Origin of the sequence: Bacillus sp. 196mf (assembly GCF_003217275.1) — a bacterium.
Taxonomy (GTDB): Bacteria; Bacillota; Bacilli; order Bacillales; family Bacillaceae_G; genus Bacillus_A; species Bacillus_A thuringiensis_S.
Map to the genome: position 1 here is coordinate 1 of NZ_QJTG01000017.1, position 21,222 is coordinate 21,222.

A 21,222-nucleotide genomic window follows, 5' to 3' on the forward strand; every position below is an offset into this window, starting at 1 on the left:
GAAAGCATCTAAGCATGAAGCCCCCCTCAAGATGAGATTTCCCATAGCGTAAGCTAGTAAGATCCCTGAAAGATGATCAGGTTGATAGGTTCGAGGTGGAAGCATGGTGACATGTGGAGCTGACGAATACTAATAGATCGAGGACTTAACCATATAATATGTAGCAAATGTTATCTAGTTTTGAAGGAATATGCCTTCATAGTTTGGTGATGATGGCAGAGAGGTCACACCCGTTCCCATACCGAACACGGAAGTTAAGCTCTCTAGCGCCGATGGTAGTTGGGACCTTGTCCCTGTGAGAGTAGGACGTCGCCAAGCAAAAACCTAAGTCGTTTCGACTTAGGTTTTTTTGTGTTTATTTTTATTTACCGGATGTTATAATCCATAAATTTAAAAACGCTAAAGACGAAAAAAGAATGAAATAGAGACTGTTTAAAATAATAGCAATGATTTTTTGTGTTCCTGATTTTCCTAATGCCGCTAAAGTAATACTTAAAATAGGACACATTATTTCTATCATAAGTATATATTTTAAATAATGAGATGCTATAAATAAGTATTCAATAATTACAACAATTACTGCGATAGAAAAAATAAATAGGATAATAGAGTAGTTCTTTCTTTCATGTTTATCCTCCTTAGAAATTAAATCGTTATAATAAAAGTTCTATTGATGTGTAGAATACAAGATTGTACATATTGTGATTTAAAACATACTGAAGTACTATATAAACGATTATAAGTAAATAGATCTCTAGAAATATATATTCTAATTCCCTTTTCTTCTTGCATATAGTTGCAATTCTTGTTTTGAATATAACTAAAACACGAACGTTATTGACTACTAATAAAAAAACATTCGATTATTTATTGACATCGTTTATGAAATATTGTTAATATAGCCATAGAAACAATAATATAAGACCTCATATAATCGCGGGGATATGGCCTGCAAGTCTCTACCTAACGACCGTTATTCGTTAGACTATGAGGGAAAGTCACTCGGTATTTTTCTATTCACAAGGGATACGTATGCCTGAGTAGAGCGCTTTCTCTCATAGTAAAAGAGAAACTGTTCTATTTCAGGCTTTTTTTATTTGAATCGGGGGGATTCTAATATGAAATCACTAGTTGGAGTCATAATGGGAAGTACATCAGACTGGGAAACAATGAAATATGCTTGTGACATTTTAGATGAATTAAATATACCGTATGAGAAAAAAGTTGTATCCGCTCATCGGACTCCGGATTATATGTTTGAATATGCAGAGACGGCTCGTGAACGTGGATTGAAAGTTATTATTGCTGGAGCTGGTGGAGCAGCACATTTACCAGGAATGGTTGCAGCGAAGACAAATCTTCCTGTAATTGGAGTTCCAGTTCAATCAAAAGCATTAAACGGCTTAGATTCATTATTATCCATCGTCCAAATGCCAGGAGGTGTTCCAGTTGCAACTGTTGCAATTGGTAAAGCCGGTTCAACGAATGCTGGATTACTTGCTGCACAAATACTTGGATCATTCCATGATGATATACATGATGCATTAGAATTGAGACGAGAAGCGATTGAAAAAGATGTGCGTGAAGGTAGTGAGCTAGTATGACGAGAATCATTTTACCTGGAAAAACAATCGGCATTATTGGAGGCGGCCAGCTAGGAAGAATGATGGCATTGGCAGCCAAGGAGATGGGATATAAAATTGCTGTTTTAGATCCTACAAAGCATTCACCATGTGCACAAGTTGCTGATATTGAAATTGTTGCACCGTATGACGATTTAAAGGCAATTCAGCATTTAGCAGAGATAAGTGATGTTGTCACATATGAATTTGAGAATATTGATTATAGATGTTTACAATGGCTTGAAAAACATGCTTACTTGCCACAAGGTAGTCAGTTGTTAAATAAAACGCAAAATCGTTTTACAGAAAAGAATGCAATTGAGAAGGCTGGGTTACCAGTAGCAACGTATAGATTAGTTCAAAATCAAGATCAGCTTACAGAAGCAATTGCTGAGTTATCATTCCCTTCCGTCTTAAAAACGACGACAGGTGGATATGATGGGAAAGGGCAAGTTGTTTTAAGAAGTGAGGCTGATGTTGAGACAGCAAGAGATCTTGTGGATAAAGCAGAGTGTATTTTAGAGAAATGGGTGCCTTTTGAAAAAGAAATATCCGTTATTGTGATTCGTAGTGTAAGTGGTGAAACGAAAGTATTTCCGGTAGCGGAAAATATTCATGTAAATAACATTTTGCATGAATCTATCGTTCCAGCTCGTATTACAGAAGAGCTTTCTCACAAAGCAATTGCTTATGCAAAGGTACTTGCGGATGAATTAAAACTTGTGGGAACACTAGCTGTAGAGATGTTTGCTACAGCTAATGGTGAGATTTACATTAATGAATTAGCACCAAGACCTCACAATTCAGGACACTATACACAGGATGCATGTGAAACGAGCCAATTTGGTCAACATATTCGAGCAATCTGTAATTTACCTCTAGGAGAAACAAATTTGTTAAAACCAGTTGTCATGGTAAACATTTTAGGCGAACATATAGAAGGGGTCCTAAGACAAGTGAATAGATTAACCGGGTGCTATTTACACTTGTATGGAAAAGAAGAAGCAAAAGCACAGCGAAAAATGGGGCATGTTAATATTTTAAATGATAATATTGAAGTCGCTCTAGAAAAAGCGAAGAGTTTGCATATTTGGGACCATCAAGAACAACTGTTGGAGGGAAAAAGATGATTAGTCGTTATACACGCCCTGAAATGGGTGCGATTTGGACGGAAGAGAACAAATTTAAAGCGTGGTTAGAAGTTGAGATTTTAGCTTGTGAAGCATGGGCTGAGCTTGGCGATATTCCAAAAGAAGATGTTAAAAAAATTCGTGAACATGCATCATTTGATATTGATCGTATTTATGAAATTGAAAAAGAAACACGTCATGACGTAGTTGCATTCACTCGTGCTGTATCAGAAACGCCAGCACTAGGCGAAGAACGTAAATGGGTTCATTACGGTTTAACATCTACAGATGTAGTAGATACAGCATTATCTTACATCTTAAAACAAGCGAATGAAATTATATTAAAAGACTTAGAGAACTTTGTAAGCATTTTAGCTAACAAAGCGAAAGAGCATAAATACACAATCATGATGGGAAGAACACACGGTGTTCATGCAGAACCAACAACATTCGGTTTAAAACTTGGTCTTTGGTATGAAGAGATGAAACGTAACGTAGAGCGTTTCAAACAAGCTGCTGATACAGTTCGTGTTGGTAAACTATCTGGTGCGGTTGGTACATATGCAAATATCGATCCATTCGTAGAAAAATATGTTTGTGAAAATCTAGGATTAGAAGCAGCACCAATTTCAACACAAACATTGCAACGTGATCGTCACGCACACTACATGTCAACACTTGCATTAATCGCAACATCTATCGAAAAGATGGCAGTTGAGATTCGTGGCTTACAAAAGAGTGAAACACGTGAAGTTGAAGAAGCTTTCGCAAAAGGCCAAAAAGGTTCTTCTGCAATGCCACATAAGCGTAATCCAATTGGATCTGAAAATATGACTGGTTTAGCTCGTGTTATCCGCGGTTATATGATGACAGCTTATGAGAATGTTCCATTGTGGCATGAGCGTGACATTTCTCACTCTTCAGCAGAACGCGTAATTTTACCAGATGCTACAATCGCATTAAATTACATGTTAAATCGCTTTGGTAATATCGTTAAAAACTTAACTGTATACCCAGAGAATATGAAACGCAATATGACAAGAACATACGGCTTAATTTATTCTCAGCGCGTAATGCTTACACTAATCGACAAAGGTATGGTACGTGAAGAAGCTTATGATATCGTACAGCCTAAAGCGATGGAAGCTTGGGAAACACAAGTACAATTTAAAGAGCTTGTAGAAGCTGATGAGCGTATTACAAGTAAGTTAACACAAGAAGAAATTAATGAATGCTTCAACTATGAGCATCATATGCAACACGTTGATACAATCTTTGAACGCCTTGGATTAAACGAAGCGTAAAATTTCATATGGCACAGAATAGAGTCATTCTGTGCCATTCTTTATAAAAAAATTATTCACATTTTTCAAACTACAGGGGGCTTGCGAAATGCAAAAGCTAGAATTGCTGTATGAAGGTAAGGCAAAAAGAATTTATCGTACAGAATCAGCAGATATGGTTTGGGTAGAGTACAAAGATAGTGCGACTGCTTTCAATGGGGAGAAAAAAGAGACGATTACAGGAAAAGGTCGTTTGAACAATGAGATTACAACTTTATTGTTCAGAAAGTTACAAGAAGTAGGAATTAAAACACATTTTGTTGAGAAGTTATCTGAAACAGAACAACTTGTTAAAAAAGTGAGTATTATTCCTTTAGAAGTTGTCACAAGAAATGTAATTGCAGGAAGTCTTTCAAAACGATTAGGAATGGAAGAGGGAACTGTACTTGCAGAACCAATCGTAGAATTTTACTTCAAAGATGATAATTTAGGAGATCCGCTTGTAACGGAAGATCATATTCGTGTATTAAACGTTGCATCGCCAGAGCAAGTAAGCGTATTACGAGATATGGCTCTACAAATCAATCAAGTGTTGATTGATCATTTCGCAAGCTGTCGTGTAAGATTAGTAGATTTCAAATTAGAGTTTGGTGTAACGGAAGAGGGAGAAATCATATTAGCGGATGAAATTTCACCAGATACTTGCCGTTTATGGGATGAAACGAGCAATGAGAAGTTTGATAAAGACGTATTCCGTCGCGATCTTGGAAATTTAACAGATGCTTATGAAGAGATTTTAAAACGTTTAGGGGGAATTTCACATGTATAAAGTTAAGGTATATGTAACATTAAGAGAAAGCGTATTAGATCCACAAGGAACAGCGGTAAAAGGAGCTCTTCATAGTCTTTCATTCACAGAAGTACAAGACGTTCGAATCGGAAAGTACATGGAACTAACAATTGATAAATCTGTATCTGACTTAGATAGCAAGGTAAAAGAAATGTGTGAAAAACTATTAGCGAACGTTGTAATGGAAGACTTCCGTTATGAAGTTGAGGAGGTTGTCGCACAGTGAAATTTGCCGTAATAGTATTTCCAGGTTCGAACTGTGATGTCGATATGTTCCATGCAATTAAAGATGAGCTTGGCGAAGAAGTAGATTACGTTTGGCACGATACAGAGAATTTAGATGAATATGATGCAATTTTACTACCAGGTGGATTCTCTTACGGTGACTACTTACGCTGCGGTGCTATTTCTCGCTTTGCTAATGCAATGAAAGCAGTACAAAAAGCTGCTGAGCAAGGAAAGCCGATTTTAGGTGTATGTAATGGATTCCAGATTCTTGTTGAATCAGGATTACTACCAGGAGCATTAATGAGAAACGAAAACTTAAAATTTATGTGTCGTACTGTTCAGTTGCGTGTTGAAAATAATGAAACGATGTTTACATCACAATATGAAAAAAATGAAGTAATCAATATTCCAATCGCTCATGGTGAGGGGAATTACTATTGTGACGAAGAGACTCTTAAACAATTAGAAGAGAATAATCAAATCGCATTCCGTTACGTAGAAAATCCTAACGGTAGCGTTTCAGATATTGCTGGTATTGTAAACGAAAAAGGAAATGTACTTGGTATGATGCCACATCCAGAGCGTGCTGTAGATGAATTACTTGGCGGTGCTGAAGGGTTAAAAGTCTTTCAATCTATCTTAAAACAGTGGAGGGAAACATATGTCGTTAATGCTTGAACCAAATCCAACACAAATTAAAGAAGAGCGTATATATGCGGAAATGGGGCTAACAGACGAAGAGTTTGCCATGGTTGAAAAGATTTTAGGTCGTCTGCCAAATTATACAGAAACAGGATTGTTCTCTGTAATGTGGTCTGAACATTGTAGTTATAAAAATTCAAAACCAGTTCTTCGTAAGTTTCCAACGACAGGTGAGCGCGTTCTGCAAGGACCTGGAGAAGGCGCTGGAATTGTAGATATCGGTGATAATCAAGCAGTTGTATTTAAAATGGAAAGTCATAACCATCCTTCAGCTATTGAACCATATCAAGGAGCAGCAACAGGTGTTGGTGGTATTATTCGTGACGTATTCTCTATGGGAGCACGTCCGGTAGCTCTATTAAACTCACTTCGTTTCGGTGAATTACAGTCACCACGTGTGAAATATTTATTCGAAGAAGTAGTAGCAGGAATTGCAGGATACGGTAACTGCATCGGTATTCCGACTGTTGGCGGCGAAGTACAATTTGATCCATGTTACGAAGGAAATCCACTTGTAAATGCAATGTGCGTAGGTTTGATTAACCACGAAGACATTAAAAAAGGGCAAGCGCACGGTGCTGGTAACACAGTAATGTACGTAGGAGCATCAACTGGTCGTGACGGTATTCACGGTGCAACATTCGCGTCGGAAGAACTATCTGAAAGCTCAGAAGCGAAACGTCCAGCGGTTCAAGTAGGGGATCCATTTATGGAAAAACTTCTTATTGAAGCGTGTTTAGAATTAATTCAATCTGATGCACTTGTTGGAATTCAAGATATGGGTGCGGCTGGTTTAACATCATCATCTGCAGAAATGGCAAGTAAAGCAGGAATGGGTATTGAAATGTACTTAGATGATGTACCACAACGTGAAACAGGAATGACACCATATGAAATGATGCTGTCTGAATCACAAGAGCGTATGTTAATTGTTGTGAAAAAAGGTAGAGAACAAGAAATAGTAGATTTATTTGAGAAGTATGGTCTCGCAGCGGTTACGATGGGGAAAGTAACGGAAGATAAAATGCTTCGTTTATTCCATAAAGGTGAAAAGGTAGCTGAAGTTCCAGCAGATGCTTTAGCAGAAGAAGCACCAATTTATCATAAACCATCAAAAGAAGCAGCATACTTTGCTGAATTCCAAGCAATGAAAATGGAAACGCCAAAAGTAGAAAATTATAAAGAAGCGTTATTCGCTCTATTACAGCAACCAACAATTGCAAGTAAAGAGTGGGTATACGATCAATACGATTATCAAGTTCGTACAAGCACAGTGGTTACACCAGGTTCAGATGCAGCAGTTGTACGTGTACGCGGTACAGAAAAAGGATTAGCAATGACGACAGATTGTAATTCTCGCTACATTTATCTAGATCCAGAAATGGGCGGTAAAATTGCAGTAGCAGAGGCAGCGCGTAATATCGTATGCTCTGGCGGTGAGCCACTTGCAATTACAGATTGCTTAAACTTCGGTAACCCAGAAAAACCAGAAATCTTCTGGCAAATTGAGAAATCAGTAGACGGTATGAGTGAAGCTTGTCGCACATTACAAACACCAGTTATCGGCGGAAACGTATCGATGTATAACGAACGTAGTGGCGAAGCTGTATATCCAACACCAACTGTTGGGATGGTCGGACTTGTACATGACTTAAAACATGTAACAACACAAGAGTTTAAGCAAGCTGGTGATTTAGTTTATATAATCGGTGAGACGAAAGCTGAGTTTGGCGGAAGTGAATTACAGAAAATGATTCACGGAAAAATTTTCGGTCAATCACCAAGTATCGATCTAGATGTAGAATTAAAACGCCAAAAACAAGTATTAGAAGCAATTCAAGCTGGTCTTGTTCAATCTGCACATGATGTTGCTGAGGGTGGTTTAGCAGTTGCAATTTCAGAAAGTGCAATTGGTGCTAACGGCTTAGGTGCTACTGTGAAATTAGATGGAGAAGCAACAGCAGCATTATTCGCTGAATCACAGTCTCGCTTCGTGATAACTGTAAAACGTGAAAATAAAGAGGCGTTTGAGAAAGCGGTAGAAGCAATCCAAGTTGGAGAAGTAACAAGTACAAATGAAGTAACAATTCATAATGAAGAAAATGAAGTATTACTTACAGCAAATGTAGATGAAATGAGAAAGGCTTGGAAAGGGGCAATCCCATGCTTGCTGAAATAAAGGGGTTAAACGAAGAATGTGGCGTTTTCGGAATTTGGGGGCATGAAAATGCAGCACAAGTTTCATACTACGGATTGCACAGTTTACAGCACCGTGGGCAAGAAGGCGCAGGCATTGTCGTAAATAATGGGGAAAAAATCGTCGGTCACAAGGGGTTAGGTTTAATATCAGAAGTGTTTTCAAGAGGTGAGTTAGAAGGATTAAATGGAAAATCAGCAATCGGACATGTACGATATGCAACAGCTGGTGGAAGTGAAGTTGCTAACGTTCAACCATTGTTGTTCCGTTTTTCCGATCATAGTATGGCGTTAGCTCATAACGGAAATTTAATTAACGCAAAAATGCTTCGTCGTGAATTAGAAGCAGAGGGAAGTATTTTTCAAACTAGTTCAGATACAGAAGTACTTTTACATCTTATTAAACGTAGTACGAAAGACTCTTTAATTGAAAGTGTAAAAGAGGCTCTAAATAAAGTGAAAGGTGCTTTTGCGTATCTTTTACTAACTGGAAATGAAATGATCGTTGCGTTAGATCCAAATGGATTCCGTCCGCTTTCAATTGGAAAGATGGGGGATGCTTACGTTGTAGCATCTGAAACATGTGCTTTTGATGTAGTAGGTGCAACATACATTCGCGATGTAGAACCTGGTGAATTACTTATCATTAATGATGAAGGAATTCACGTAGATCGTTTCACAAACGATGTAGAACATGCGATTTGTAGTATGGAATATATTTACTTTGCACGACCAGATTCTAATATTGCTGGTGTTAACGTTCATGCAGCGCGTAAAAATATGGGAAAACGTTTAGCAGCGGAAGCTCCTATTGAAGCGGATGTTGTTACTGGTGTACCAGACTCTAGTATTTCAGCTGCGATTGGCTATGCGGAGGCAACAGGCATTCCGTATGAATTAGGATTAATTAAAAATCGTTACGTTGGACGTACTTTTATCCAGCCTTCTCAAGAACTGCGTGAGCAAGGGGTTAAGATGAAGCTTTCTGCAGTAAGAGGTGTGGTTGAGGGGAAACGAGTTGTTATGATTGATGACTCTATCGTAAGAGGAACGACAAGTAAACGAATTGTTCGTATGCTTCGTGAGGCTGGAGCGACAGAAGTTCATGTAAGAATTGCTTCACCACCTCTGAAATATCCATGTTTCTATGGCATTGATATTCAAACGAGAAAAGAATTAATTGCAGCAAATAATACAGTAGAAGAAATCCGCGAAATGATCGGAGCAGATTCTTTAACATTTTTAAGCGAAGATGGATTAGTAGATGCAATTGGACGTCCATATGAAGGGAAATATGGCGGCCTATGCATGGCTTACTTTAATGGGGACTATCCAACAGCTCTTTATGATTATGAGCAAGAGCTTTTAGAAAGTATGAAATAAGAAAAGTGAAAAAAGCTTCTACTTCTTTTGCTGTAGAAGCTAGCTTTTTTCTTAAAACGGCCCGCCCTGGATGGGGAGAAATTAAAAGACGAGGTGTAAATAACGATGGCGAATGCATATAAGCAAGCAGGAGTAGATATTGAAGCTGGATATGAAGCGGTATCTCGCATGAAAAAACACGTACAAACAACTATGAGAAAAGAAGTACTAGGCGGTTTAGGCGGTTTTGGAGGTATGTTTGATCTATCAAAATTTGCATTAGAAGAACCTGTATTAGTATCTGGAACAGATGGCGTGGGAACAAAATTGATGCTCGCTTTTATGGCAGATAAACATGACACAATTGGTATTGATGCAGTAGCAATGTGTGTAAATGATATTGTTGTCCAAGGAGCAGAGCCGCTTTTCTTCCTTGATTATATTGCTTGTGGTAAAGCTGAACCTAGTAAAATTGAAAACATCGTCAAAGGTATATCAGAGGGCTGTCGCCAAGCTGGTTGTGCATTAATCGGTGGAGAAACAGCTGAAATGCCAGGAATGTATTCTACGGAAGAATATGATTTAGCTGGTTTTACAGTTGGGATTGTTGATAAAAAGAAAATTGTAACAGGTGAAAAGATTGAAGCTGGTCACGTGCTAATTGGCTTAGCATCTAGCGGTATTCATAGCAATGGTTACTCTTTAGTACGAAAAGTGTTACTAGAAGATGGAGAACTATCTTTAGAGCGTATTTATGGACGCTTAGAACTACCTCTTGGTGAAGAATTATTAAAACCAACGAAAATTTATGTCAAACCTATTTTAGAACTATTGAAGAAGCATGAAGTATACGGTATGGCGCATATTACAGGGGGCGGATTTATTGAAAATATCCCACGTATGTTGCCAGAAGGAATTGGTGCTGAGATTGAACTAGGATCTTGGAAAATTCAGCCGATCTTCCATTTACTTCAAGAAGTTGGGAAACTGGAAGAGAAAGAAATGTTCAATATTTTTAACATGGGTATTGGTATGGTAGTAGCAGTGAAGGAAGAAGATGCAAAAGATGTTGTCCGTCTTCTTGAAGAGCAAGGAGAAACGGCTCGTATTATTGGACGTACTGTACAAGGAGCTGGCGTTACTTTTAATGGGGGCAAAGCACTATGAGTAGATTAGCAGTTTTTGCTTCTGGAAGTGGATCTAACTTTCAATCTCTCGTTAATGCGGTAGAAGAAAAAAGATTGGATGCAGAAATTAGTTTATTAGTATGTGATAAACCAGAAGCACGTGCTGTTGGGCGAGCGCATTATCATCATATTCCGTGTTTCGCTTTTTCAGCGAAAGCATATGAGTCCAAAGAAGCGTTTGAAAAAGAGATATTAAAGAAGCTAGAAGAATATGAAATTGATTATATTATTTTAGCTGGATATATGCGTTTAATCGGGCCGACGTTACTAGAAGCATACGGCGGAAAGATTATTAATATTCATCCATCATTACTACCGAGCTTTCCGGGTAAAGATGCTGTCGGTCAAGCGTTAGAAGCAGGTGTGAAAGTAACTGGAGTAACAATTCATTATGTAGATGCAGGTATGGATACAGGGCCAATTATTGCGCAAGAAGCAGTGGTTGTTTCTGAAGGGGATACGAGAGAAAGTTTACAAAAGAAAATTCAGCAAGTTGAACATAAATTATACGTAAATACAGTGAATCAAATTGTTCAGTCTGTGAAAGAAGCAACTGTTAACTAACATACAACCAGGGGTGAAGGATAAATGAAAAAGCGTGCATTAGTAAGTGTTTCAGATAAAACAGGAGTAGTAGAATTTGTTAAAGGGTTACTAGAGCAAGGGATTGAAGTTATTTCAACAGGTGGTACGAAAAAGTTACTAGAAGAAAACGGCTTACAAGTAATTGGTATTTCTGAAGTAACTGGTTTCCCTGAAATTATGGATGGTCGTGTGAAAACTTTACATCCAAATATTCATGGTGGTCTATTAGCAGTTCGTGATAATGAAACACATGTAGCGCAAATGAATGAATTAGGTATTCAAGCAATTGATTTTGTTGTTGTTAACTTATACCCATTTAAAGAAACAATCGCTAAGCCTGATGTAACATTTGCTGATGCAATTGAAAATATTGATATCGGTGGCCCGACAATGATTCGCTCTGCTGCGAAAAATCATAAATTCGTATCTGTAATTGTAGATCCAGTAGATTATGATATTGTGTTAGCAGAACTGAAAGAGAACGGTGAAGTAGCAGAGGAAACGAAACGTAAACTAGCAGCGAAAGTATTCCGTCATACAGCAGCGTATGATGCGTTAATTTCTAACTACTTAACAGAGCAAATGGGTGAAGAAAGTCCAGAAACATTAACTGTGACATTTGAGAAAAAGCAAGACTTACGTTATGGCGAGAACCCACATCAAAAAGCAACTTTCTATAAAGCGCCATTCGCAGCAACTTCTTCTGTTGCATACGCAGAACAATTACACGGTAAAGAATTATCGTATAACAATATTAATGATGCAGACGCAGCGCTTAGCATCGTAAAAGAATTTACAGAACCAGCAGTAGTAGCAGTAAAACATATGAATCCATGTGGTGTTGGAGTAGGAACTAATATTCACGAAGCATATACTCGTGCTTATGAAGCAGATCCAGTATCAATCTTCGGCGGTATTATTGCAGCAAATCGTGAAATTGATAAAGCTACAGCAGAAAAGTTACATGAAATTTTCTTAGAAATTGTTATCGCACCTTCGTTCTCGCAAGAAGCTTTAGAAGTGTTGCAAAGTAAGAAGAACTTACGTTTATTAACTATAAATATTGAAAAAGCGACAAGTGCAAGCAAAAAACTAACTTCTGTACAAGGTGGACTTCTCGTTCAAGAGGAAGATACGTTATCATTAGATGAAAGTACAATTTCAATTCCAACGAAACGTGAACCTTCAGAGCAAGAATGGAAAGATTTAAAACTAGCTTGGAAAGTTGTAAAACATGTGAAATCAAATGCAATTGTTTTAGCGAAAGATGACATGACAATTGGTGTCGGTGCGGGACAGATGAACCGTGTAGGTTCTGCAAAAATCGCGATTACACAAGCTGGTGAAAAAGCACAAGGTAGCGCGCTTGCATCTGATGCTTTCTTCCCAATGCCAGATACATTAGAAGAAGCAGCAAAAGCGGGAATTACAGCAATCATTCAACCAGGCGGATCAATCCGTGATGAAGATTCTATTAAAGTGGCAGATACGTATGGGATTGCTATGGTGTTCACTGGCGTACGTCATTTCAAACACTAATAGAGGATGTTTAAAAAGTCCGGTCAAGATAACCTTCGCATGTCGTCGTTGCATCGCCAGTGCGGTACTCATGTAGGAAAGCTACACTCCGTGTCCTCCTGGCAAATGCGCCTAGACCTGCTCGGTGCTCTTGATCCTCCTTTTTAAACCTTTATTGAGATGGATGTTTAAAAAGTCCGGTTAAGATAACCTTTTATTGATATGAAAAAGCAAACTAGGAGCATAGCTTCTAGTTTGTACTTATTTAATTATTGGGGGATGAAATATGAATGTTTTACTAATTGGCCGCGGTGGGCGTGAGCATGCTTTAGCTTGGAAGTTTGCACAATCTGCAAAAGTGAAAAAGGTATATGTAGCACCAGGTAATGAAGGTATGCGAGATGTTGCAATACCAGTTGATATTGATGAAAATGATTTTGATGCATTAGTTTTATTTGCCAAAGAGAATAATATTGAGTTAACTTTCGTTGGACCAGAAATTCCACTTATGAATGGAATTGTTGATCGTTTTAAAGAAGAGGGACTTCGCGTATTTGGTCCGAATAAAGCGGCTGCTGTTATTGAAGGTAGTAAAGCTTTTACAAAAGAGCTTATGAAAAAGTATGATATTCCAACTGCGGCGTACGAAACTTTTACCGATTATGAAGAAGCAGTACAGTACATTCAAAAAGTTGGTGCACCAATCGTTATTAAAGCTGACGGATTAGCTGCTGGTAAAGGGGTAACGGTAGCAATGACGCTTGAAGAGGCATTACAGGCTGTGAAAGAAATGCTACAAGATGTGAAGTTCGGCGCGGCAAGTAAGAAGGTTGTTATTGAAGAGTTTTTAGATGGACAAGAATTTTCATTAATGGCATTTGTAAATGGAACAACTGTACATCCGATGGTAATCGCTCAGGACCATAAACGAGCTTTTGATGCTGATAAAGGCCCAAATACAGGCGGAATGGGTGCATATTCTCCAGTACCACAAATTCCAGAATCAGCAGTCCAAGAAGCGATTCAAACCGTATTACATCCAACTGCTCAAGCAATGCTCCAAGAAAATCGATCGTTTACAGGGATTTTATATGCAGGGCTTATTTTAACAAATGATGGTCCAAAGGTAATTGAATTTAATGCACGCTTTGGTGATCCTGAAACAGAAGTTGTATTACCTCGCTTAGAAAATGATTTAGTTGATGTATGTAACGCTGTATTAGATGAAAGTGAGTTAGTGTTAGAGTGGTCAGAGGAAGCAGTAATTGGTGTTGTACTCGCTTCAAAAGGATATCCAGAAGCGTATAAAAAAGGTGAAATTATTACAGGATTAGATCGTTTAGAAGATGCTATTGTCTTTCATTCAGGTACAGCGATGAAGCATGGGGATTTTGTAACAAATGGTGGACGTGTACTATTTATTGCTTATAAAGCGAAAGACTTACAAGAAGCGAAAGATAGAGTGTATAAAGAAATCGCAAAGATTGAGAGCGATGGCTTATTTTATCGTAGTGATATAGGATATCGTGCGATTGGGCATGAGATTACGCGAAGCTAACATATGTTAGCTTCTTTTTTTATAGGAAATAGAGTATAGTACGTTGAATCTTTTCAAGAGATTATAAACTATTTGTATCTATATACACTTTTTCTCTACCTGCTTACATCTTATTTCTCCAATTAATAATAGTAGTATTGAGATGATTAACGTAAGAGCAGCGACAAGGAGTGGGAGGGAAAAACTTTGCATTTGCTCCGCAATAATACCTGTAAAGATTGGACCGATAATTTGGCCAATCCCATAAACACCTGTCGTATAACCAATGATTTTATTACTTTCATTCGGTCTTATTCGTTTTGCTTCTGTAGTTGTTAAAATTGTAATTCCGACGAATGTAGCACCTAGAAGGAATGCACTTAGAAATGCCCCAAAAAGGTTTGGAATAAGGAGTGGAGAAAGTACACTTATAATTTGTAACATATAGGCGGATGTAAGAGCTCGTGTTGGTCCGTACTTCCGAGCAACAGTGGACCAAAGGTAACTAGATGGGATGACAGCAATACCGACAATAATCCAGTTACAAGATGCATAGAAGGGTGATAGTGTAATTCTTTCTACAATGGTGACAAGGAAGGTCCCTGTAATGATATAGCCAAATCCTTCGAATCCGTAAGCTAAAATAAGCCAAATTAAATAGCTTTTTCTATGAGATGTAGCTTGTATAGTACTTTTTGGTTGCTGTATAGTATGTCTACTGTCCTCTCTTAACCATTTCCATACAAGGATAGCTAAACTAAAACTAATAATTCCTAACCCAATCCATGCACCTTGCCAATTCCAAATTGAGTTGAATAAAGGTGCGAAACTTCCAGAGAAAATAATGCCAATTCCAACACCGCTATAAATCATGCCACCTAGCATGACTTTATTACTTTGAAATAAATAATCTAAAACAATACTAGAGGCAAGAACAAATACAATTGCACTTGTGAAACCACCGATAAAGCGAAGGGGAAACCATAAAAAGATATAAGAGGTTAAGCCCATACAAAGAGTTGAAAGAACATTGAAGAATAAACAGTGGTGTAATATTTTTTCACGATTTTTTATCGTAATGAATCCAATAAAGAATGCCCCAAGTAAATAACCAAGATAATTACTGGACGCTAAATATCCAGCGAGGTCATCTTCTATATGGGCTTGCTTTTCCATAAAAGAAATAATCGGTGTGTAGGCGAACCGACTAATACCCATGACAGCTATTAAAGAACATATCCCAGCTATAATCATTTTCCATGTTTTTGTTTCTTTCATATAATCTCCCTTCTTGAAATATCTTCTAATATATATGATAGAGGAATATATATGGGGCGTAAAATACTGATTTTTTATATGTAATATCAAAATTAATGATATGAACGAAGGGATATGAACGAATGAACTTACAAGATTTTGTAGCTTTTTATATGGTCGCGCAGGAGAAAAGTAGTTAACATACGCTGAAAAAATGATTCAATTATTAAATGAATCAAAAAGGCAAGTGAAACATACAGCGGAGCCTGGAGGAGTATTGAAAATTGGAGCGATGGAAACAGCAGCAGCTGTTAGAATGCCCACGATTTTAGCTAATTATCATATGCGCTATCCAGAAGTGGAAATTATGTTGCAAACGCACAATACGGAAGAATTAACGAAGAAGGTACTCTTATATGAAATAGAGGGGGCATTTGTAGCTGATTGTATAGCTGATCCAGCTTTAGAAAAGATAGAAGTATTCCAAGAGGAAATGATGTTACTTTCAAAGCGGAATGTTTTGTGGGATAACGGATATTCGGAATCGCAGTCTTTTATCGTTTTTCAATCAGGTTGTTTTTATAGAAAAGTTTTAGAAGAATGGTTACTATCTGAAGGGATTGTTCCAAAAAAAATAATGGAATTAAATTCTTTAGACGGTATTATTGGGTGCGTAAAAGCTGGACTTGGGGTGTCTATGTTACCACGTGAAGTAGCAGAGCAATTTGATAGCCATAAAGAACTTATTCATACACCGTTAGTACATGAAAACAGGTTTATTCCGACTTATTTTATTTATCGGAAAGATAGTGTGAGAACAGCAGCGTTAAGCAAGTTTATTGATGACTTGCTTTGTATAAAAACAGCCCGCTGAAAATTCAGTGGGCTGTTTGTTCATGCATCTTTATCTTTCTTCAATTTTCCTTTTTGCTTTGCCATTTCTCGAAGTAAATACTCGATGTGTGCATTGACGCTACGAAACTCATCATTTGCCCATTTTTCGATGACTGCGTGTAATTCAGGATCAATACGTAATGGAAAGCTTTTCTTTTTAGCCATAATTACTTATAGCCCTTAGTATAGGCTTCCTGTATTAATAACTGGTTGCGCACCTTTATCTGAAACGATGGCAACTAATAGGTTGTTTACCATATTCGCTTTACGCTCGTCATCTAATTCAAGTACGCCTTCCTCATCTAACATATGGATTGAATCCTTCGCCATCTTCACAGCACCTTCAACAATCTCTTTTCTAGCAGCTAATACCGCTTTTGCTTGTTGACGTTGTAGCATCGCATGGGCAATTTCTGTTGCATAAGCTAAATGTGTTAAACGAGTTTCTAATACTTCTACGCCTGCGATTTCAAGGCGCGCTTCTAACTCACGCTTTAATTCTTCAGAGATTTCTTCAGTATTCCCGCGTAACGTAATGCAAGTTTCATCTTGGAAATTGTCATAAGGATATTTTGTTGCGACGTGGCGGATTGCTGTTTCACTTTGAATTTCTACAAATCGATCGTAATGTTCAACACCGAACATTGCTTTTGCAGAATCAACTACTTTATATACAATAACAGCTGCAATTTCAATCGGATTTCCCTCAACATCGTTTACTTTTAATTTCTTACTATTAAAGTTTTCAACACGTAATGAGACAGTTTGACGGAATGCGAATGGAATTGTTAAAAATAAACCATTTTGACGAATTGTTCCTAAATAATTACCAAAGAACGTAATAACTTTCGCTTGATTCGGTTGAACAATACCGATACCTGTAGCGAGAATTGCCGCTAATATAATAGTTAGTGCTGCTCCTACAAAAATTTCTTGTGCAAGGAAAAATACACCGATAGCAGCTAAAATCAAAATTCCAATAATACCGAGAAAACCATTTACATAAAATACTTGTTTTTCTTTCATATGATCGCCTCCTGATATAAAAATGATATCACTTTTATATCATTTTAAGCAAGGGGTATGCACCTAATTTTCTGAAATTTATTGATTGATATCTTTTATGTACATTTTAAAGTTAGAAATAAGAATATACGTTCTGTTTTATGGTAAAATAAAGAAGACTTAACCGCCCACTGCAGCAGCTAAGTCCCTTTGAGAGCATCTTGCATCGTGACAAATGATTCAAAGCGGTTTTGCCAGGATTATTTCTTCAATCGCTGACTCAATCTCTTTGTCAGAAGCGTCATAACTTCCCTTTGACTTTGGCTTGTCATGAGCGGAAGTTTGATTCACTTCTTCTTTAGCATGTCCTTTTTCAGCAAAATTCATGCCAGGCATTTTAAATGCGCCCATATTCATGTATTTTCCAAATTTCCACGCTTCAACAATAGGGCAGAAGCGAACAATTCCCTCTGCAACTTTCATTGCACCAATCCATAGAAAAATGTTAGACCAAGTGCACCACGGCTTGCGTACAAGTTTAGTTGCACTACATCCGAAGAGGACAAGCCCAAGTGTAATTCGAATTAGAGCGTTTATTGTCCCGATGTTTTGCTTCATTAGAAAAACACTCCTTTTTATGAAAATTGAAATAGTAAATACTACTTCTCTTATTAGTATCCCGTGTGATTTTTGGGATATGTAATCCAACATTTGACGTTGAAAAAGATGTTGGAATCGGCGTGTGTGTCAGTAGCTTTTTTTGTTATAATGAAAGAATGCATTAAAAGAAGGTGAAATTAAATCCTTCTTTTTGAAAAATATTTGATAGCTATTTTAAAAAATCAAGATAAAAACTAACTGTTATTTTAAACAGAACTATAGATATAACTAGAGAAAAGGAAGGGTGTTTTCATGTACGATATTTCCGGATGGAAACATGTATTTAAGCTTGATCCAAATAAGGAGTTAAGCGATGAATATTTAGAAATGATTTGTGAGTCTGGAACGGATGCTGTTATTGTAGGCGGAAGTGATGGAGTTACAATTGATAACGTATTACACATGCTAGTTAGCATTCGTAGATATGCAGTTCCTTGTGTATTAGAGGTTTCTGATGTAGAAGCAATTACACCAGGATTTGATTTTTATTACATCCCAAGTGTTTTAAATAGCCGAAAAGTAGAATGGGTAACAGGTGTTCATCATGAGGCATTGAAAGAATTTGGGGATATTATGGACTGGGACGAAATTTTTATGGAAGGGTATTGTGTTTTAAATCCCGAAGCGAAAGTAGCTCAGCTTACAGATGCGAAATGTGATTTAACAGAAGCTGACGTTATTGCATATGCGCGTTTAGCAGACAAGTTATTACATTTACCGATATTTTATTTAGAATATAGCGGTACGTATGGAGATGTTGAACTTGTTAAAAATGTAAAAGCAGAATTGAAACAAGCCAAGTTATATTATGGCGGTGGTATTTCTAATGCAGAACAGGCGAAAGAAATGGCGCAATATGCTGATACAGTAGTTGTTGGAAATATTATTTATGATGATATAAAATCGGCGTTAAAAACAGTTAAAGCAGTAAAAGGAGAGTAGGTGCAGGCGTATATGAGTATGACAGATAAGTTATTAAACGGTTTAAATCCACAGCAACAAAAAGCAGTACAAACAACGAATGGACCACTGCTACTAATGGCAGGTGCAGGTAGTGGTAAGACACGAGTGTTAACACACCGTATTGCGTATTTGCTTGGTGAAAAAGGTGTAGCACCATGGAATGTACTAGCTATTACCTTCACAAATAAAGCAGCTCGTGAAATGCGCGAGCGTATTGATAAACTTGTGGGACCAGAAGCAGAAGATATTTGGATTTCGACGTTCCACTCTATGTGTGTACGTATTTTACGACGCGATATCGATCGTATTGGTATTAATCGTAACTTTACAATCTTAGATTCAGGTGATCAGCTAACTGTAGTCAAAAAAATTATGAAAGAGCGCAATATTGATCCGAAGAAATTTGAGCCGCGCTCTATTTTAGCGGGTATTAGTAATGCAAAAAATGAATTGTTATCTGCGGATAAATATGCAAAAAAAATTACAATGGCTGATCCATATGAAAAATTAACGAGCGATGTATACACAGAGTATCAAAAACGTCTTTTGAAAAATAATTCATTAGACTTTGATGATTTAATTATGACGACGATTCAGCTATTCGAACGTGTTCCAGAAGTATTAGAGTTTTATCAGCGTAAGTTCCAATATATTCATGTTGATGAGTATCAAGATACGAACAAAGCGCAATATCTTCTTGTTAAACATTTGGCAGCACGTTTTAAAAATCTTTGCGTTGTAGGTGACTCTGACCAGTCTATTTATCGCTGGCGTGGTGCAGATATTTCTAACATTTTGTCATTTGAAAAAGACTATGAGAATGCACAGGTAATTTTGTTAGAACAAAACTATCGTTCGTCACAAAATATTTTAAATGCAGCGAATGCTGTTATTGAAAAAAATACGAATCGTAAACCGAAGAAATTATGGACAGACAATCAAGTTGGAAGTAAAATCTCGTATTATCGTGCCGCAACTGAAAAGGACGAAGCATATTTTGTTGCGAAAAAAATTCGTGACGATCTTCAAATGGGGAAACGAAAATACACTGATTTTGCAGTGCTATATCGTACGAATGCTCAGTCTCGTATGGTCGAGGAGATTTTCCTTAAATCTAACATTCCGTACAAAATTGTCGGGGGAACTAAGTTCTACGACCGTAAAGAGATTAAAGATATTTTGGCGTACTTACGTTTAATCGGTAATCCAGATGATGAAATTAGTTTTGCACGTATTATTAACATGCCAAAGCGTGGTATTGGTGCGACTTCTATCGATAAAATTATTAATTACGGTGTACAAAACGGAATTTCATTAACTGCTGTATTTGATGAGATTGAGCATGTTGGAGTAAGTGCAAAAATTACAAAGGCAGTAAAAGAATTCGCAAGTTTATTACACAACTGGGTAAATATGCAAGAGTATTTATCTGTTACAGAATTAGTAGAAGAAGTTATTGAAAAAACAGGCTATCGCGATATGTTGAAAAATGAGCGTTCTTTAGAAGCGGAAGGTCGTTTAGAAAACTTAGACGAATTCTTATCTGTTACGCAAACATTTGAATCTCAAAGTGAAGATAAGAGCCTTGTTGCATTCTTAACAGATTTAGCACTTGTTGCTGATATTGATCGTGTAGATGAAGACCCAACTGCTGGTGAAGAAGTTATTTTAATGACGATGCACTCAGCAAAAGGATTAGAGTTCCCGGTTGTCTTTATTGTTGGTTTAGAGGAAGGGATATTTCCTCATACTCGTTCTCTTATGGAAGAGGATGAAATGCAAGAAGAACGTCGTCTTGCTTATGTAGGTATTACTCGTGCAGAAGAAGAGTTATATTTATCTAATGCGCAAATGCGTACTTTATTTGGTAGAACAAGTATGAATGCTGCGTCTCGCTTCATTACAGAAATCCCGGCAGAACTAGTGGAATCATTAAATGAAACAGCGCCGAAGCGTGAAAATTCGTTTGGTGCAAAAGGCAGAACAGCAAGTAGCAGTAAAATGACAACGACAACCACAACACGCTCTCGTTCAGCTTTCGCGCGTCCAGCAGCTAAGACGACAGGCGGTGAGCAAATTGGCTGGGCAGTAGGCGATAAAGCTTCCCATCAAAAATGGGGAATCGGTACAGTTGTAAGTGTAAAAGGTGAAGGTGATGCAAAAGAATTAGATATTGCGTTCCCAAGCCCAATTGGTGTTAAACGTTTGTTAGCAAAATTTGCACCTGTGACGAAACAATAGAA

Annotated in this window: 19 protein-coding genes, 2 rRNA genes, 1 pseudogene and 1 riboswitch; of the genes and pseudogenes, 17 read left to right on the top strand and 5 right to left on the bottom strand. The window is 37.5% G+C overall.

The window, feature by feature from the left end; all coding sequences use genetic code 11:
- Together ATL10_RS20735 and rrf are read left to right on the top strand one after the other, a co-directional pair.
- Positions 1-153 (top strand): 23S ribosomal RNA (locus tag ATL10_RS20735); the annotation flags it as partial.
- Positions 154-202: 49 nt separating this feature from the next.
- Positions 203-318: ribosomal RNA gene (gene rrf, locus ATL10_RS20740) — 5S ribosomal RNA — on the top strand.
- Between the two features lie 43 nt (positions 319-361).
- Here rrf and ATL10_RS32225 read toward each other — a convergent pair.
- Positions 362-627, bottom strand: a pseudogene (locus tag ATL10_RS32225) (hypothetical protein).
- Positions 628-906: 279 nt separating this feature from the next.
- Positions 907-1,008: riboswitch (purine riboswitch) on the top strand.
- A gap of 110 nt (positions 1,009-1,118) precedes the next feature.
- Between ATL10_RS32225 and purE the strand changes: the two are divergent.
- The 12 genes from purE to purD all read left to right on the top strand — a co-directional run bounded on the left by purE (position 1,119) and on the right by purD (position 14,221).
- Positions 1,119-1,604, top strand: a complete 486-nt coding sequence (gene purE / locus ATL10_RS20750; protein WP_000839367.1) for a 5-(carboxyamino)imidazole ribonucleotide mutase — start codon at positions 1,119-1,121, stop codon at positions 1,602-1,604.
- Complete coding sequence (gene purK, locus ATL10_RS20755; protein WP_110497414.1) at positions 1,601-2,752, top strand: 5-(carboxyamino)imidazole ribonucleotide synthase; 1,152 nt, start codon at positions 1,601-1,603, stop codon at positions 2,750-2,752. Before purE ends, purK begins: the two co-directional genes overlap by 4 nt.
- Complete coding sequence (gene purB, locus ATL10_RS20760) at positions 2,749-4,056, top strand: adenylosuccinate lyase (protein ID WP_000625682.1); 1,308 nt, start codon at positions 2,749-2,751, stop codon at positions 4,054-4,056. Before purK ends, purB begins: the two co-directional genes overlap by 4 nt.
- Before the next feature lie 88 nt (positions 4,057-4,144).
- The gene (gene purC, locus ATL10_RS20765; RefSeq protein WP_001170549.1) at positions 4,145-4,864 is read left to right on the top strand and encodes a phosphoribosylaminoimidazolesuccinocarboxamide synthase; all 720 of its coding nucleotides are present in this window, start codon (positions 4,145-4,147) and stop codon (positions 4,862-4,864) included.
- Positions 4,857-5,111, top strand: a complete 255-nt coding sequence (gene purS / locus ATL10_RS20770) for a phosphoribosylformylglycinamidine synthase subunit PurS (RefSeq protein WP_000278823.1) — start codon at positions 4,857-4,859, stop codon at positions 5,109-5,111. The genes purC and purS overlap by 8 nt, the downstream gene beginning before the upstream one ends.
- Positions 5,108-5,791: a phosphoribosylformylglycinamidine synthase subunit PurQ gene (purQ, locus tag ATL10_RS20775; RefSeq protein WP_000666784.1), complete on the top strand. Its 684-nt coding sequence runs from the start codon at positions 5,108-5,110 to the stop codon at positions 5,789-5,791. The genes purS and purQ overlap by 4 nt, the downstream gene beginning before the upstream one ends.
- Complete coding sequence (purL, locus tag ATL10_RS20780; RefSeq protein ID WP_000055560.1) at positions 5,775-7,994, top strand: phosphoribosylformylglycinamidine synthase II; 2,220 nt, start codon at positions 5,775-5,777, stop codon at positions 7,992-7,994. Before purQ ends, purL begins: the two co-directional genes overlap by 17 nt.
- Entirely contained in the window at positions 7,979-9,394 is a 1,416-nt protein-coding gene (purF, locus tag ATL10_RS20785) for an amidophosphoribosyltransferase (RefSeq protein ID WP_000879026.1), read from the top strand. Before purL ends, purF begins: the two co-directional genes overlap by 16 nt.
- A gap of 105 nt (positions 9,395-9,499) precedes the next feature.
- Complete coding sequence (purM, locus tag ATL10_RS20790) at positions 9,500-10,540, top strand: phosphoribosylformylglycinamidine cyclo-ligase (protein WP_001262442.1); 1,041 nt, start codon at positions 9,500-9,502, stop codon at positions 10,538-10,540.
- Positions 10,537-11,124, top strand: a complete 588-nt coding sequence (purN, locus tag ATL10_RS20795) for a phosphoribosylglycinamide formyltransferase (RefSeq protein ID WP_000088577.1) — start codon at positions 10,537-10,539, stop codon at positions 11,122-11,124. The genes purM and purN overlap by 4 nt, the downstream gene beginning before the upstream one ends.
- A 24-nt stretch (positions 11,125-11,148) precedes the next feature.
- Positions 11,149-12,684, top strand: a complete 1,536-nt coding sequence (gene purH / locus ATL10_RS20800; protein ID WP_000745406.1) for a bifunctional phosphoribosylaminoimidazolecarboxamide formyltransferase/IMP cyclohydrolase — start codon at positions 11,149-11,151, stop codon at positions 12,682-12,684.
- Between the two features lie 265 nt (positions 12,685-12,949).
- A complete protein-coding gene (gene purD, locus ATL10_RS20805; protein ID WP_001101737.1) occupies positions 12,950-14,221 on the top strand; it encodes a phosphoribosylamine--glycine ligase in 1,272 nt (423 codons plus the stop codon).
- A 78-nt stretch (positions 14,222-14,299) separates the two neighbouring features.
- Here the strand turns inward: purD and ATL10_RS20810 are convergent, their stop codons facing one another.
- The gene (locus ATL10_RS20810) at positions 14,300-15,478 is read right to left on the bottom strand and encodes a YbfB/YjiJ family MFS transporter (protein WP_110497416.1); all 1,179 of its coding nucleotides are present in this window, start codon (positions 15,476-15,478) and stop codon (positions 14,300-14,302) included.
- A 193-nt stretch (positions 15,479-15,671) separates the two neighbouring features.
- Between ATL10_RS20810 and ATL10_RS20815 the strand changes: the two genes are divergently transcribed.
- Positions 15,672-16,331 (top strand): LysR substrate-binding domain-containing protein, encoded by a 660-nt coding sequence (locus ATL10_RS20815; protein ID WP_258375782.1) that lies wholly within the window; start codon positions 15,672-15,674, stop codon positions 16,329-16,331.
- Positions 16,332-16,351: 20 nt separating this feature from the next.
- Here the strand turns inward: ATL10_RS20815 and ATL10_RS20820 are convergent, their stop codons facing one another.
- From ATL10_RS20820 to ATL10_RS20830, 3 genes are all read right to left on the bottom strand, one after another.
- Positions 16,352-16,516, bottom strand: coding sequence for a type II toxin-antitoxin system antitoxin (locus tag ATL10_RS20820; RefSeq protein ID WP_001085171.1), 165 nt, complete (start codon positions 16,514-16,516; stop codon positions 16,352-16,354).
- Between the two features lie 15 nt (positions 16,517-16,531).
- On the bottom strand, positions 16,532-17,377 hold the full coding sequence (locus ATL10_RS20825) for an SPFH domain-containing protein (protein WP_000660675.1): 846 nt from the start codon (positions 17,375-17,377) through the stop codon (positions 16,532-16,534).
- Between the two features lie 219 nt (positions 17,378-17,596).
- A complete protein-coding gene (locus ATL10_RS20830; protein ID WP_000812340.1) occupies positions 17,597-17,974 on the bottom strand; it encodes a YgaP family membrane protein in 378 nt (125 codons plus the stop codon).
- Positions 17,975-18,268: 294 nt separating this feature from the next.
- On the opposite strand from ATL10_RS20830, the gene pcrB reads away from it, so the two are divergent.
- Together pcrB and pcrA are read left to right on the top strand one after the other, a co-directional pair.
- The gene (gene pcrB / locus ATL10_RS20835) at positions 18,269-18,958 is read left to right on the top strand and encodes a heptaprenylglyceryl phosphate synthase (RefSeq protein ID WP_110497418.1); all 690 of its coding nucleotides are present in this window, start codon (positions 18,269-18,271) and stop codon (positions 18,956-18,958) included.
- Between the two features lie 12 nt (positions 18,959-18,970).
- Positions 18,971-21,220: a DNA helicase PcrA gene (gene pcrA, locus ATL10_RS20840; protein ID WP_002094226.1), complete on the top strand. Its 2,250-nt coding sequence runs from the start codon at positions 18,971-18,973 to the stop codon at positions 21,218-21,220.
- The last annotated feature ends 2 nt before the right edge of the window (positions 21,221-21,222 follow it).